Source organism: Lysinibacillus telephonicus, from assembly GCF_039654155.1.
Lineage (GTDB): Bacteria > Bacillota > Bacilli > Bacillales_A > Planococcaceae > Ureibacillus > Ureibacillus telephonicus.
Map to the genome: position 1 here is coordinate 2,253,250 of NZ_CP155468.1, position 14,522 is coordinate 2,267,771.

A 14,522-nucleotide genomic window follows, 5' to 3' on the forward strand; every position below is an offset into this window, starting at 1 on the left:
AGCCTACTGATGAAAATGACACGATTATTAAAGAAGTTGCTGATTACAAACAGTTGAGGGGCTGCTCAGAAATTTTAATTTCTAAACAACCCCAACATAAATTGTATTTATATTTTGAAAATTCTTAAGTAACCGTTACACTTTCTATATATGGTACTCAATCATGTCATCGACAAAATGCCAGTCGTATGGTGTTTCTTGGTATACGTAGTAGTTTAACCAGTTGTAGAAAAGTAAATGTGAATGGGCACGCCATGTGTTTTTTGGTGTTTTTGATGGATCGTTATTCGGGAAATAGTTTACTGGAATATCTACTGGCTCCCCTTTTTCAACATCGCGAATATATTCATCTGCCAACGTTGTTGCATCATATTCTAAATGGCCAGTAATCATAATATGCTTTGTATCTTTTGATTGGATAATAAATGGTCCAGCTTCTTCAGAGTAGCTTAATAATCTTAAGTCAGGATGGCTGCGTACATCATCAATAGATACAGAAGTATGTCTTGAATGAGGAGCAACATACTCATCACTAAATCCTCTTACTAAATCAACCGTAAGATCTGTAATGACATGCGAATAAATGCCAGAACATTTTCTTGGCAGTTCAAATTTGCCGATATTAAAATGATGATAAAGTGCAGCTTGTGCTCCCCAGCAAATATACATGCAAGATGTTACGTTAATTTTTGCCCAATCCATAATTTCTGTAATTTCTTCCCAATAGTTAACATCTTCAAACTCCATACGTTCTACTGGTGCACCTGTAATAATCATGCCATCAAAACGACGGTGCTTAATTTCATTAAATGTTTTGTAGAATGTGTCTAAGTGCGATTTTGAAACATTTCGCGACGCATATGTTGCTGTGTTTAGAAACGTTACATTCGTTTGTAAAGGCGTGTTCCCTAATAAACGTAATAGTTGCAGCTCTGTTTTCTCTTTTTCTGGCATTAAGTTGCAAACTAAAATGTTTAGTGGACGAATTTGTTGCGTTCTCGCGCGGTCTTCTTCCATCACGAAAATTTTCTCTTGTCGCAATTTTTCTCCAGCAGGTAAATTCTTTGGTATATTTATAGGCATTCTTGTTCCCCCATTTCTTATAATGCCGTTTTCATCTCTCTTTTAAATCAAATAAAAAACCCCTCATTCCAGCATGAGAATGAGAGGTACAATGTAAACGCGCACTCTTATCTCTCAAGACATAACGTCTTGCTGGAAGTAGCACCTTTCTAACTGCTGTTAGAGGTTGCTGAAGCTTCATAGGGCCATGTCCCTCTGCTTCTCTTGATAAGAAAGATGAAATTAAGCTAATACTAACATGGAAAATTAATATTTGCAATATTCGAGATTTATTTTTTTGTTAATATTTTTCTTGCCACATAGATTGTTCTTTTTCTTGTAATTGATACTCAAGAGTAGTGTCCCAAGAATCCAGCAGTGTGTTCCAAACTCGAGCATGAAAAGAACTTTTTTCTTTATCAAAAATAATAAACTCTAAACATGGGATATCATTGATTTGTACATTTTCAATAGCATCGATTGATGTAATGAACAATTGATCTGATTGCTGATCGTCTTCATAATTGTGCTGCAGCTTTCGTATTTCAGGTAAAATCTTGTCGTTATCAATATTAAGCTCCTCCTCATGTGAGCTATATCGATATATTTTTTCAGGAAAATCTTCAAAATCCAAAATTTCTTCAATATCCCCACTAAAAAATGACTGATGAGTTGGGCTATATAAAAGCTCTACGGAAGTTGTATCTTGATCTTCTTCATAAACGCCATTTGCTAATTGTTTCAACCCTTTTTCAGTTAATTGATAACAATCCTCAACTTTAGTGATAAGCCCTGTTTTATGCATTTTGGATAATAAATCTTGTACAAAGAGCTCTTCTACTAAAAGAATTTCGCTTAATTGCTCACTATTTTTAAATTTCGCTTTTTGTAATGAAATAAGCAGCATTTTCATTAAAATGTCCATTTTCGTACGAAGTACTGGTTTATATGAAACGTTTATTGTATGAACAGGAAAGCACCAAATGTCTTTTTGAACAATCGTTCCAGTAGTTTTGCTTTCAAGCTGCTCTAATAATTTCTGTTGTAATAATTGTAGCTCCATCGCTCCTCCTTTATAACATTAATTAATAACTGTTTTTTCGTATTCTCTATAGCCGTTCTGGTTTTTAACTACATTTAATAAATTTTTATACATGTTTCGTGTTTCTTCGTGCTTTGGACGTCGTGTAAACATTTCTGTACTGCCAATTAATACGAGCAATTCCCGTGCACGTGATAGGGCGACATTTAAACGGCGATAATCCTTGGCAAAACCAATATCACCATACTTATTGTCATTGTTTCGAACCATGCTGACCAAAATAACATCCATCTCCATGCCTTGGAATTTATCAACAGATCCTGTTCTAATATGCAGGTGAGGAAGATGCAATTCTTCTTCGATTAATCGATTAATCCGTTTTACTTGTTCAGCATAGAAACTTATTACACCAACTGATTTTAAAGTGTCTTGTTCTATAATGCCTTGTTCTTTTGCTTGTTCAGTTGCATCATTTAAGTCAAGGAGCATATTGCGAATCATATCAAGTTCTGCTGTGTTAAATAAACTTGAGCCTTCCTTCATCCTTTCCTCGAAAAATGCCGGCTTATTCGGTATATCGAACCATAGTAAATGTTCGCTGCGATTTACAAATTTGCTATTTAATTTATGGTCTCTCACTGCATCTGAATCCGTTAGGCCGCACTGAAGAGAGTCATTTTCACTCTTATAAAATGACGTAATTGTTTGCATAATATTTTCGTGCATCCGGTATTGAATGGCGAGCATTTTTTTATTCGAACGCGGCAAGTTTTTATATAACCGTTCAAATAATGATTCTTCAAGCAGTTTTTCTAGTTCTCGTTTTTCTTCAAATGTATCGCTTTCTTTTATGACCGTTTCTAAAGTTTCTTCGAATGTATCATCGCCTATTAATGGCGGTAATTGGTGATGGTCCCCTACTAATACGATCTTTTTACCCTTTAACATTGGCAGCAATAGTTCTGGTGGTGTTGCCTTCGACACTTCATCGATAATAACAACATCAAAAATCGGGTAATTATCCATAAATTCTTTGTTTGCAGATGCAACACAGGTTGTCCCAATTACATTTGCATGTTTTACATATAATTTGCGAATTTCATCTAAATCGTGATCAGTAGATTGTTCAAGCAATTCTTTCCACTGTAATTGTAAACTTTGCGTGATTGGAAGCATTGAAATTTTTAAATCCAGTTTCTCTATTTCTTTTTGATGACTTTTTATTTTTTCATTAGTTTTTTCTAGTTCAAGCTCAGGATTTAGTTTTGTAATTTGCTCTAATTGTTCATATTTCTTTTCAAGGAGCAAACCATCTAAATTAAGTTGTTTTAAGTCAGCAATTGTTTCTTTTAATAGCTGTTGACCATTTAATAATTCAGTCTCTATACTTTGCTTTTCATTTACTTTTTTCTCTAATTGCGAGTCAATTTCTAGTAACCGTTCTTTATCTTGTTGTAATTTTTTAATATCTTCTTCAAGTAAAGTACAAACTGATTGCAGCTCACTTGTTGAAGGAATGACCGAGCCTTCTAAAATAGGATGAAATGCTTCTAGACGATTATGATATTGTTCAATCTTTTGGTTCAAGCTATCTTCTTGTACTTTTAATGAATTAATGGAAGATTGATCTACTCCGGTTTTCTCCATAATTTGATCGGTTACTTCTTCTTTTATTTTTGAAAAAACGAGGAGAGATTCATCAATTAGCGCCCGATATCGATATGATAACTGATCTAGGAAGCGTTTTCTCATATATAACCCTTGAATAGAACGCAATCCATTTTCCTTATTAATCTTCTTTTGAGCGAAGGCATAGCTTAGTTTAGTTAAAAAGTCATTTATCTCATCTAAAGAATAATGGTGATTTGGCGGCAAATCTACAGTTTGCACTTGTATTCCAAGGGTAGTATGACTATATTCAATTGCTTTTTCTAATCGATTCATTATTTCTTTTAATGGTTTAAATTTTATTAGCTGCGTATGGATTTTTTCCATATCAGCGAACAGTTGATTCAAAACATATCCGCGGCGTAGCTGGTGTTTTTCTATTATCTGTTCAACTTCATAAACTTTTTTCAACGATTGGATTTGTTCTACCGTATTCTCCACTTTATCAGAGCTAAAATCTAATTTTTCTAATCGGTTTCGAATATTTTCTCGTTGTTTTTCTACTTGATCTAATTGCTCTTTTAATTGTAAATACTCGATGGTATGTTTACTTTTTTGAATTTTTTCCTCTGCTTTTTGTATTTCCTCATTTATTGATTGTAATGAACCAATTGATGTTAGTTGTTCATTTAGTTCATTTATTTTTGCTGTTAATTTTTCTAGAGAATTTGTTAATGTTTCTATTCCTTGTTCTGTTTTCTCACGTTCTTTTTTTAGTGGAATGATTTGTTTTTTGAGCTGTGAAATCTTTTCTGCCACTTCTTCAAGCTCTATTTTTGCTTTTTGCTTCTTTTCAATGTCCTCAAGTAATTTTAATTCTCTATTTTTTAATAACTCAATTTGACTTTTACATTGAGTGATTTCTTCTTTTAGTTCTTGTTCTTTTGTTTGATGATGGTTAATTTCATGAATAATAGCCTCGTATGTTTGTTTCTTCCAGTACTGTGCAACATTTTCTTCAATAAACTTTTTTCCTTCTTCTTCAATACTTTCTGTACGGCCATATCTTAAAATACGTATATCTTTATTTGATAATAATCGGCTTAGTGCATTGTCTACTGCCAAATTCGATTGAGAGGCAATCAAAGTCCTTAAACCAGCTTTTGCATTTTGGTAGCAAATTTCAGAAATAACAGTCGTTTTCCCCGTACCTGGAGGACCTTGTATAACGTATAGATCATCTGCACTCATTGCCCCAATTACTGCATCTCTTTGATATTCATTCAAATTATTATGAAACTCAAGCTCGATATTATTTTTCCGTTCAGCAATAGTTGGCTTATCTTCGAACAGAATATTTTCTAAATTTGGATTTGCTGCTAGACCATCTTTTAGTCGTTCAAATCCTTTTAGGAGACGATTTAATTGCGATTTTGTGGAGGCATTGCTAAACGTAATATGCTCCGAAGCGAAATCGAAGTTATGATTACGAACATCTTTTGCAAGTCTAGGATTAAGTTCAATATCTACAGTAAAATCAGATCGATTCACTTTTACGACTTCCCCAATTTCTTTTGGGAATCCTTTCGTATAAACACTTAAGCCTTTAAGTTGTTTCCACTCTTTATTATCAATACCTTTACAGCGCAATGTAACAGTTGAAAAGTCGTGACTGAACTTGACCGAATCAAAAGTTGCATCAATATCGTCCACAGACGCATTTTTATAAAGCACCTTTAAATAGCCTTCCCAGCTTGTGATTCGCTTGTTGACATAGTCAAAGCGTTCTTGGGCAACAGGAAGTTCTGCTATGCAAGAGATAAACTTTTCGGAATATGTATGGCCATTAATGCGGGAAGGTACAAAATGAATGCGCATTTTTTGGCGACGGTTAGTTTTTATTGGTGTGTTTTTACCTCGTGTACGAAAACTTTTTGCGACGAGTCCATTTTTTAAATCGAATACGCAATCCATTATAACAACGCGTTCGCCAAATTTCTTAGCGAGTTTTTCATTTGTTTTATTATCAAAATAAATTGTTAATGAAATAGAAGTTTGTTCGATTGATTGTTTTTCTAAATATACTTCGAATGGTTTTTGTAAATTAAAAAAGGCATGTTCATCTTGAAAATGTTGCTTTATTGCTTCACGAGCAGTATTGGTTAAAACAATAAAACACTTTACTGAATCTTTTGCATTTTGTACCATGAACATACCTCCATTTCTCTTTCGATTTTTCTCACAAACGTCATTATATCAAGTTTCTTAAGTTAGCGGTAGTTTTGACAAAACGTTAAATATAAAGTAATGCAAAAAGAACCTTTAATCCAAACAAACTTAGATCAAAGGTTCTTCTTTATACTTTAATATATGAATACTAATTATAGTTTATAGCTTTTAGCTAAGAACAGGTTCTTTTTCACTTAACCCAAGAGTATGTGCTGTTGAATTATGAAGTTCTTGTAGAAGCTCTGGGTGATCCATAAGCTTTAAGCCATATGAAGGAATCATTTCTTTAATTTTTGGCTCCCATTCTTTATGTTGATCTGGGAAACATTTCTTGATTACTTCAAGCATAACGTGAACAGCCGTAGAAGCACCAGGAGAAGCACCAAGTAATGCTGCAACTGAGCCGTCACTAGCAGTAATTACTTCAGTACCAAATTGCAGTGTTCCTTTACCGCCTTTTTCTGTATCTTTAATAACCTGTACACGTTGACCTGCTATTACAATATCCCAATCCTCTGATTTAGCATTAGGGATAAACTCGCGCAACTCTTCCATACGTTGTTCTTTTGATAATAGCACTTGCTGGATTAAATATTTTGTCAATGACATTTCTTTAACCCCTGCTGCTAATAACGTTGTAAGGTTATGCGGTTTAATTGATGCAAATAAATCCATATTTGAACCTGTTTTTAAGAATTTTGGTGAGAATCCTGCGAAAGGTCCAAATAACAGCGATTTTTTATTATCAATATAACGAGTGTCAAGGTGCGGTACTGACATTGGTGGAGCACCTACTTTTGCTTTACCGTAAACTTTAGCGTGGTGTTGCTCTACTATTTCTTGGTTATTACATACCATAAATAAACCGCTTACAGGGAATCCACCGATATGTTTTCCTTCAGGAATACCAGTTTTTTGTAGTAATTCAAGGCTACCGCCTCCAGCTCCAAGGAAAATGAATTTAGCATTATAGTATTTTGCTTTACAGCCATCAAGGTCATGTACTACTACTTCCCATGAGCCGTCATTAGCACGTTTAAGTTTCTGAACTTTGTGTTTATAGTTAACTTCTACACCTTTAGACTCTAAATGTTCAAATAACATACGTGTTAAAGCACCAAAGTTAACATCCGTACCGTAATCAACTTTTGTAGCTGCAATTGGCTCATTATCTTTGCGGCCATTCATGATAAGTGGAATCCACTCCATCAATTTTGCTGGGTCATCAGAAAATTCCATTCCTTTAAATAAAGGATTTTTCACCATTGCTTCATGGCGTTTCTTTAAGAATTGAACATTTTCTTCGCCTTGCACCATACTCATATGAGGTAATGGCATAATGAAGTCTTGAGGATTATTAATCAATTTTTTATCTACAAGATAAGACCAGAACTGTCTTGAAACTTGGAATTGTTCATTAACATTAACCGCTTTGCTAATATCAATAGATCCGTCTGATTTTTCAGTAGTATAGTTAAGCTCACATAAAGCAGCATGTCCAGTACCTGCGTTATTCCATTCGTTAGAGCTTTCTTCCCCTGCTTTTTCGAGCGATTCAAAAACTTTAATATCCCATTCCGGTTTTAGCTCTTTTAGCAGTGTACCTAAAGTAGCACTCATAATTCCGGCGCCAATTAAAATGACGTCTGTGTTAGTTTTTCTATTGCTCATTTTTACCAACCTTTTCCCCTAAATTTGCAGCAAAGATGCAGGTATCCCACCTAATCAAAGCCTAGCTTAGGAACACATCTTTTCTGTATCGTTTTATAACCATTCTATAGTATACTACATTTATTTATAGATTAAAATATATACTATTATATGATATATATAAGGTAATTAAAAAGTGGTAAATAGTGAGAAATAATATAACACAACCTAGTAATTAACGAAAAAACCTTATCCTAAAGAATGTGCTAGGATAAGGTTTTGTAATGTCCAATATCGAAAAATTGCTTAAAAATTTAGTTATGTGTGTGCAATTTCTAAATATTTCGCTTCCCATTTAGGATCAACTTTACTTAAAGGATAAGGTCTAAAGTTATCCTTTTTCACTAATGTATGAACTGAAGTACCAGTTGCAGCAACTGATCCGTCTTCATGCAATATTTCATAGCCATATGTAGTGCGAAGCTTTGAATGTGATTCTACCCAAGTTCGAACAGTAGCTACTTGTCCATATCTCATTGCTTTCTTATATTGAATCGATAGATCAAGTACTGGTGATAAGTAGCCTTGTTCCTCTAATCCGGCATAGTCAAACCCTAGATCTTGAATGAGTTTAGTACGCCCAATTTCCATCCAAACTAAATAGTTTGCATGATACACAACACCCATTTGATCTGTTTCTGCATAACGAATTTCTATCTGTTTTTCACTTACAAACATTTTATTCACCTCTAATTATTAGTATAGCGCAATAACTGTTTTATTGGGATTTTTTTAAATGTCTTTGTATGTATCTTTATCAATTTTAATAATTAGGACCACTAGTCTTTACAAAAAAATTTAAATTCTATCCTAATTCTTTTTTTAACTGTAATGCAAATTTTTCAATAGTTTCTCTATCTTGATATATCGTTATCCCGATGCCTGATCCGGTAGATCTTCTACAATTAAATTCACCTGCGTCAATCCAAAATTGAAATCGATATATTTTATCATTAATTATTTCACTTTTATTTTCAAAAATCGAAAATGAAAACGAAGGATCAGTTGCATCCCACACGCCACCTTTTAATAATTCATCCCAGTGATTAAAAATCAATTCATAAATCATCTCAACATCTTCTCTTAAGGTTAAAAATTCAAATTCTAATTGGTGTTCCCCGCTATTAAATATAATTTTTATTTTACTCGATAAGGACTCGACTTCTATTATTTTAAACTCCAAGCTAGTTTTAGAAGCCTTAAAAAATCTATCATTTAAAACTGCCATTTATACCCATCCCCATTATTTGGTTTTTAATTTATATTAACACACAATTAAATAAAAGAACCTAATGTGGATTGTTTATAAAGTCATAAAGCGATTTACACATATAAATATAAAAAATGTGAGAAACTAATGATAAGAAGGTTTATTATAGCCTATAGAATATTTCCTTTCTAGCAATTCATTGGAAGTTATGGTAGCATGAAAATCTATACAAATAAAGGACGTGAAATTAGCTTGATTAAAATTGAATTTCCAAAACCCGATGTTGTCATTTATCAACGTAAACAAGAATTAAAAGAAGGCGATGTGCCAATTACACCTTTCCACGGATTTATAGATTTCCATAAAATTACTCGTGATAAAGGCGGCATTTTCTTCTTTTATAATAAGGCAAACGAGCTGCTTTTTGTTGGAAAAGCACGGAAGATTCGTCAGCGTATTAAAAAACACTTCGAAGATAATGTATCACCGATGAAAAATCATCGTGATGAAATTTATAAAATCGAAGTGTATGAAATTGAAGACCCAATGGAACGTGAAATATACGAAACCTACGCAATTAATACATTCCGCGCAAAATATAATATTGATAAAGTGTTTTATTAAAATTCAAAAGCGAATCGAAAATAAATTTTCGACTCGCTTTTTTATTATTTTTCATGCTCAAGCATTTGTGGTATTTGATTTAAATCATTCAGTATAAACTCTTTGTTTCTCATTACATCGTTAAACCATGAATCAATAGCTTTCATTATTTGTTCTACAGGCTGTTCTTTGTTTTCAATTGAATAAACTAAATAGTCGATTACCTTTGTTCTTTGTTCATAGAATTTAATTCGCATGTGGAAATCTCTATTAACCTCAACTTTAAATATCTCTCCTAAACGCACAATTCCTGAATTGACATGCTGCTCTGCATATAAAGAAGAGCCCACTATAGCAATCTTCTGTGGAAAGGAGTAAGTTGTTTCTTCTTTAAAGTAAGATGCCATGAGGTTTTCTGTTTTTTTAACAATCAATAATAGCTGTTCTTTTTGCTCATATGTTAAGGATTGAGTTTTCTCAAATACTTGCACAATTGTATATGCTTCATCTAATAAAGATTTCGCTTTTTCAAAGCGTTCTGGATCATGAGGTTCGTTAAGCCTACGATAAATAGTTTCTGCAACAAATAGCCGCTGTAAATAGCCTGTTAATAAAATCATTCCGTTATATTGCTTCGTAGCTTTATTTGCCATATGAAATGACCCCTTTCCAAGTTTTATTTTTTGAGCCATTTCCCTCAAGAAAGTTCCCAATTAAATTTGAAGAGATTAATTAAAAGTTAGATGTTCTCAAGTTCTGACTTTTGATGAGTTGCAAGACTTACAATAACAAAAACGATACAGGAAACAAATACAGGTATCGTTACAGTATGCATCCCAAAAATATGCGGAGATAATCGATCAATAGAAATATACAAAACTAGGCCGGTAATCATGGAAGCAATAGCTCCATATTTATTTGCTTTTTTCCAATAAAGTCCAAATACAACTGACCATAAAAAGGCAGACTCCAAACCACCAAATGCAAATAAATTTAACCAAATTAAAAATTCAGGAGGCTTCATTGCGAAGAATACAACAGCTAGTCCTATTATTGTTGTAACCCAAAAACTTCTTGTCTTAATTTGCTTATCTGTCGCATTTGGGTGAATAAAATTTAAGTATAAATCCTTTACTACTGTTGAACTGACTAAAATAAGCAATGCATTAACAGTTGACATAATTGCAGCCATTGGAGCAGCAAGTACAATTCCAGCTAGTAACGGCGGCAATACTTCAAGTGTAAGCATAGGCATTACTTTATCACCAATTTCAATTCCTGGTATTACCGGACGTGCAAGAACTCCGATTACATGCATCCCAAACATTATCGTTCCAATGCCAATTGTGCCTATAAGAATCGCGCGATGTAGACTTTTTGAATCTTTATAACTCATAGCACGAACTGCAATTTGTGGTAATCCTACTACACCAAGACCAATTAATATCCAAAAAGTAGAAACATAAAGTGGCGTAAGTGATCCATCAGATCCAAAAGGAGACAGCATCTGTGGGTTTTCATTTACTAGGGAATTCATAATATTATCTAATCCCCCACCTGCTATAATTGTTCCGATTAATAAAATAATTGTTCCAATTAGCATAACTGACCCTTGCATTGCATCTGTTAATGCTACTGCACGAAATCCGCCGATAATAACATATATTAGTACTGTCACCGCAAAAATAAGCAGCGCCACTGTATAACTTAAGCCAGTCAACGATTCAATTAATCTTGCTCCCCCAACCCATTGAGCAGTCATGGAAGCAAATAGAAATACAATAATGCTGATTGCAGAAAGTACTACTACAGTATTACTTTCATATCTTTTTTTAAGAAAATCTATTAATGTAATCGCTTCATAACGACGTGAGAGGATGGCAAATTTTTTACCTAATATCATTAATACAAAATATCCCGCTGGCAGCTGTGCCATTGCAAGTAAAACCCAGCCTAAACCTAAGTTGTAAGACACACCAGGTCCACCAATAAAGCTTGAAGCACTGCCATATGTAGCCATCATAGTCATAGCTAATAGAAAGCCGCCCATTTCACGACCGCCTAGAAAATATTCCTGTAAAAAGGATTTGGATAAGCGTACATGTTTGTTAGCCCAAAAGCCTATACAAAAAATAATAATTAAAAAAATCAAAAGTGGGATAATCACTTGCCAATGAATCATAGGTGCTCCTCCTCATCGTCAAATGGAATATCTTTGAAAAACAATTTGATTGCAAGCCAAATAAGGACAATCATAAAAATAGTGCCCGCAAAACAGCTATAGAAAAACCAGGCAGGAAAACCAAAAACATACGTATATTCAGTTGGATTACCTGAACCCAAACCATAGGCAAACCCAAACCAAATTGCGAAATTAATCACGACAAGCACTATACCAATCAATGCTTCACGGTTTGCAATTTTAAAACGTTTATCTTGCAACCTATTTCATCCTTTCATTTCCTAAAAACTTTTATAGAATTTATTCACTTTTCTATCATACTTTGTCACATATAGAAATGGAAGATTTTCTAATAAGTTCATTTCTTTCTCATTTTGTTACGAAATACGTAAAACATTGAACAAACAGAGTATTTATTTTTTTCATTTAATATAATTTGATATACTTATAGTGTAATTAGATAAATGGAGGAATTACTTAATGAAAAAACTTTCAGCAATATTTATCGCCTTCACTTTAGCTTTCTCAAGTGTAGGAACAGTTATTCTTTTAGATGATGTTCAAACGGTAGAAGCAAAATCGTACAAGTCTGGAAAGAAAAGCTATAACAATAATACAGGTTCAAGTAACTATATGCAAAACAACGATTCCGGAACAAATTCAACAGTGAATAAATCCACTACTACAACAAATAAATCGAATACTAGCACTACAAAAGCGGGCGGCTTCACAACTGGCGGTCTTATGAAAGGCTTATTTGTTGGTGGTATAGCTGGGCTGCTATTTGGTAGTCTATTCTCGGATATGGGGTTAATCGGTAATATTTTAGGATTTGCAATTAATGCATTTGCTATTATTTTCATCGTATTTATTTGTATAAAAATTTATCAAATGTTGACTCGTAGAAAGAATAAAGAGGTAACAGACACTTGGAAAAGATAACATTATCAGAACAAGAAGTAATTAATGCACTTTGTTTGTTTCATGCAAAGTTTAGAAATGTAGAACCACAAGCTGTTGAAGTCGAATTAATGTATGACGATGCTTCAGGGTTTACTGCTGAAGCTTATGTAAATGGACAAATGGATTTTTATAATACAGTTAATTTTATTACAGCTATTCGTTTATATATTGATGAACAATTAAATCGTGATTCTATATCAGCACGTATTGTTTTAGACTTGCATGATGATGAAGGAATTATTGCGAATATTGAGTGGTAATAAATTACTTACTGAAAGAGGGGATCAAAAACTTATCATTTTTGGTCCCCTCTTTATTGTTATTTTCTTTCTGTTTCTGTGAAAATACTTGAAAATCTTTAGTATAAATAGCATTTTTCCAGTATTTAAACATTGATTGATTATTATGAAACATATTACAACTCGTCTATTTGCTTATTAACCTAGTACATAGTATCAATCCTATTAGGTTAAACCTAATACCCTTCATTGGATTTACATACTGGAATTTCATAACATCTACAAGAACAATGATTTATCATCAAAAAAACCAGCTCCGTGAGGATACTGGTTTAAAATTATTTCATAATTAATTACTTGTAAAATTTCACACGATCCTCAAGTGGTTGGAATTCCTTTTCACCTGGTGTAGCTGTTGGATTACCAAATGGCATTTGTGCAATAAGCTTCCAATTATCAGGGATGTTCCATTCTTTTTTCACTTCATCATCGATTAGCGGATTATAGTGTTGTAAAGATGCACCTAATCCTTCTGCTTCTAATGCTGCCCATACAACTAATTGATGCATACCTGATGCTTGGTTTGACCAAATTGGAAAGTTTTCAGCATATAAAGCAAATTGTTCTTGAAGTGATTTAACTATTGCTTCATCTTCGAAGAATAAAACAGTCCCATAACCAGCTTTAAAAGAATCCATTTTTTGTTGAGTTCCTGAAAAATTTCCTTCTCCAACTACTTTTTTTAATGTTTCAGTTGTAATATCCCATAATTTATTATGTGCTTCACCTGATAATACAACTAAACGTGCAGATTGAGAATTGAAAGCTGACGGGGTGAATTTTACAGCAAATTCTACAATTTCTTTAATTCTTTCTTCTGATACTTGTACATCTTTATTAATCCCATAGTAAGAACGTCTTTCTTTAAGTACAGTGTAAAAATCTTTCTTCATAATTTACTTCCTCCTAAATTTTCATTAAATTACTTGTACGCTCTTTAGTAGAATTGTTCATCCACATATTTGGCTCCTATAGTAATATTCCTCTTATTTTTTAAAATAATACTACGATAGAACACCTTTTTTCTGTGAAGCACACTTTTATTTAGGGCGTAATATAAAATGTCTTACTATTTCATCTTGTATTGGTTGCCTACTTTTTTGCAGAATTTGGACGATTTAATCCAATATGGTAAGCGTTATAAGTGAAAATATTGCTTAGAATCACTCTTCATTTTGCAATCAATGGAAAACCGTTCACTTTACTTTTATAATAAAAAAATCTGCTCTTCTAAAAACTATCATGAGCAGATTAGTACTAATATTTTTTACGAACAGAGCTTTAATACAGCCCCTTCACTATCTATAAAATAATTGATACATAGTTAATAATTAATTATCCAACTCTGTATTATTAAATGTAACAGTTTCTCTTATGTTAGTAATGGAGTCTTTTAAAAAATAATAACTAATATTGCCATTGATTAATTCAACAAAAAATTCGATTTCTGCATGAGTGTTGATTGGCCATTTAGCAATTGCTAGTAATCCTTCTGGAGGAGGAACTTGTTTTAAACAATCCAATATTTTTGGATCATTGAAGTTTAAATAAAAGTAACGGCCATCTCGAAACTTTGCAAAAATGCTATATCTTTTCTTCATAATTCCTCCCTAT

General features: G+C 33.0%; 14 protein-coding genes and 1 riboswitch. Of the genes, 3 read left to right on the plus strand and 11 right to left on the minus strand.

Translation table 11 applies throughout. The annotated features are described in order from the left end of the window. Positions 1-144: 144 nt before the first annotated feature. From metA to MKY04_RS10705, 6 genes are all read right to left on the minus strand, one after another. On the minus strand, positions 145-1,083 hold the full coding sequence (gene metA / locus MKY04_RS10680) for a homoserine O-acetyltransferase MetA (RefSeq protein ID WP_126294832.1): 939 nt from the start codon (positions 1,081-1,083) through the stop codon (positions 145-147). Positions 1,084-1,187: 104 nt separating this feature from the next. Next, positions 1,188-1,297, minus strand: a riboswitch (SAM riboswitch). 66 nt (positions 1,298-1,363) lie between these two features. Then, a complete protein-coding gene (locus MKY04_RS10685; protein WP_126294833.1) occupies positions 1,364-2,125 on the minus strand; it encodes a hypothetical protein in 762 nt (253 codons plus the stop codon). Positions 2,126-2,143: 18 nt separating this feature from the next. Beyond that, positions 2,144-5,920 carry an AAA domain-containing protein gene (locus MKY04_RS10690; RefSeq protein ID WP_246020346.1) on the minus strand — a complete coding sequence of 1,259 codons (3,777 nt, stop codon included), beginning with the start codon at positions 5,918-5,920 and terminating at the stop codon, positions 2,144-2,146. A gap of 189 nt (positions 5,921-6,109) precedes the next feature. Next, the gene (locus tag MKY04_RS10695) at positions 6,110-7,612 is read right to left on the minus strand and encodes a malate:quinone oxidoreductase (RefSeq protein WP_126294835.1); all 1,503 of its coding nucleotides are present in this window, start codon (positions 7,610-7,612) and stop codon (positions 6,110-6,112) included. Between the two features lie 297 nt (positions 7,613-7,909). Then, the gene (locus tag MKY04_RS10700) at positions 7,910-8,329 is read right to left on the minus strand and encodes an acyl-CoA thioesterase (protein WP_126294836.1); all 420 of its coding nucleotides are present in this window, start codon (positions 8,327-8,329) and stop codon (positions 7,910-7,912) included. Between the two features lie 127 nt (positions 8,330-8,456). Further along, entirely contained in the window at positions 8,457-8,879 is a 423-nt protein-coding gene (locus MKY04_RS10705) for a hypothetical protein (RefSeq protein WP_346235857.1), read from the minus strand. A 234-nt stretch (positions 8,880-9,113) separates the two neighbouring features. Here MKY04_RS10705 and MKY04_RS10710 point away from each other — a divergent pair, with 234 nt between their 5' ends. Then, a complete protein-coding gene (locus tag MKY04_RS10710) occupies positions 9,114-9,485 on the plus strand; it encodes a nucleotide excision repair endonuclease (RefSeq protein ID WP_126294845.1) in 372 nt (123 codons plus the stop codon). Between the two features lie 44 nt (positions 9,486-9,529). On the opposite strand, the gene MKY04_RS10715 is transcribed toward MKY04_RS10710, so the two are convergent. The 3 genes from MKY04_RS10715 to MKY04_RS10725 all read right to left on the minus strand — a co-directional run bounded on the left by MKY04_RS10715 (position 9,530) and on the right by MKY04_RS10725 (position 11,906). Next, a complete protein-coding gene (locus tag MKY04_RS10715) occupies positions 9,530-10,117 on the minus strand; it encodes a hypothetical protein (RefSeq protein ID WP_346235858.1) in 588 nt (195 codons plus the stop codon). 86 nt (positions 10,118-10,203) lie between these two features. Then, complete coding sequence (gene panF / locus MKY04_RS10720) at positions 10,204-11,643, minus strand: sodium/pantothenate symporter (protein WP_346235880.1); 1,440 nt, start codon at positions 11,641-11,643, stop codon at positions 10,204-10,206. Further along, on the minus strand, positions 11,643-11,906 hold the full coding sequence (locus tag MKY04_RS10725) for a YhdT family protein (RefSeq protein ID WP_126294840.1): 264 nt from the start codon (positions 11,904-11,906) through the stop codon (positions 11,643-11,645). Before MKY04_RS10725 ends, panF begins: the two co-directional genes overlap by 1 nt. A gap of 220 nt (positions 11,907-12,126) precedes the next feature. Between MKY04_RS10725 and MKY04_RS10730 the strand changes: the two genes are divergently transcribed. Both MKY04_RS10730 and MKY04_RS10735 read left to right on the plus strand, forming a co-directional pair. Next, a complete protein-coding gene (locus tag MKY04_RS10730; RefSeq protein ID WP_126294841.1) occupies positions 12,127-12,588 on the plus strand; it encodes a hypothetical protein in 462 nt (153 codons plus the stop codon). Continuing rightward, on the plus strand, positions 12,576-12,869 hold the full coding sequence (locus MKY04_RS10735; protein ID WP_126294842.1) for a YxcD family protein: 294 nt from the start codon (positions 12,576-12,578) through the stop codon (positions 12,867-12,869). The genes MKY04_RS10730 and MKY04_RS10735 overlap by 13 nt, the downstream gene beginning before the upstream one ends. 332 nt (positions 12,870-13,201) lie before the next feature. On the opposite strand, the gene MKY04_RS10740 is transcribed toward MKY04_RS10735, so the two are convergent. Further along, positions 13,202-13,801, minus strand: coding sequence for a nitroreductase family protein (locus tag MKY04_RS10740; RefSeq protein WP_126294843.1), 600 nt, complete (start codon positions 13,799-13,801; stop codon positions 13,202-13,204). A gap of 438 nt (positions 13,802-14,239) precedes the next feature. After that, positions 14,240-14,509, minus strand: a complete 270-nt coding sequence (locus tag MKY04_RS10745; protein ID WP_126296092.1) for a hypothetical protein — start codon at positions 14,507-14,509, stop codon at positions 14,240-14,242. Between the last annotated feature and the right edge of the window lie 13 nt (positions 14,510-14,522).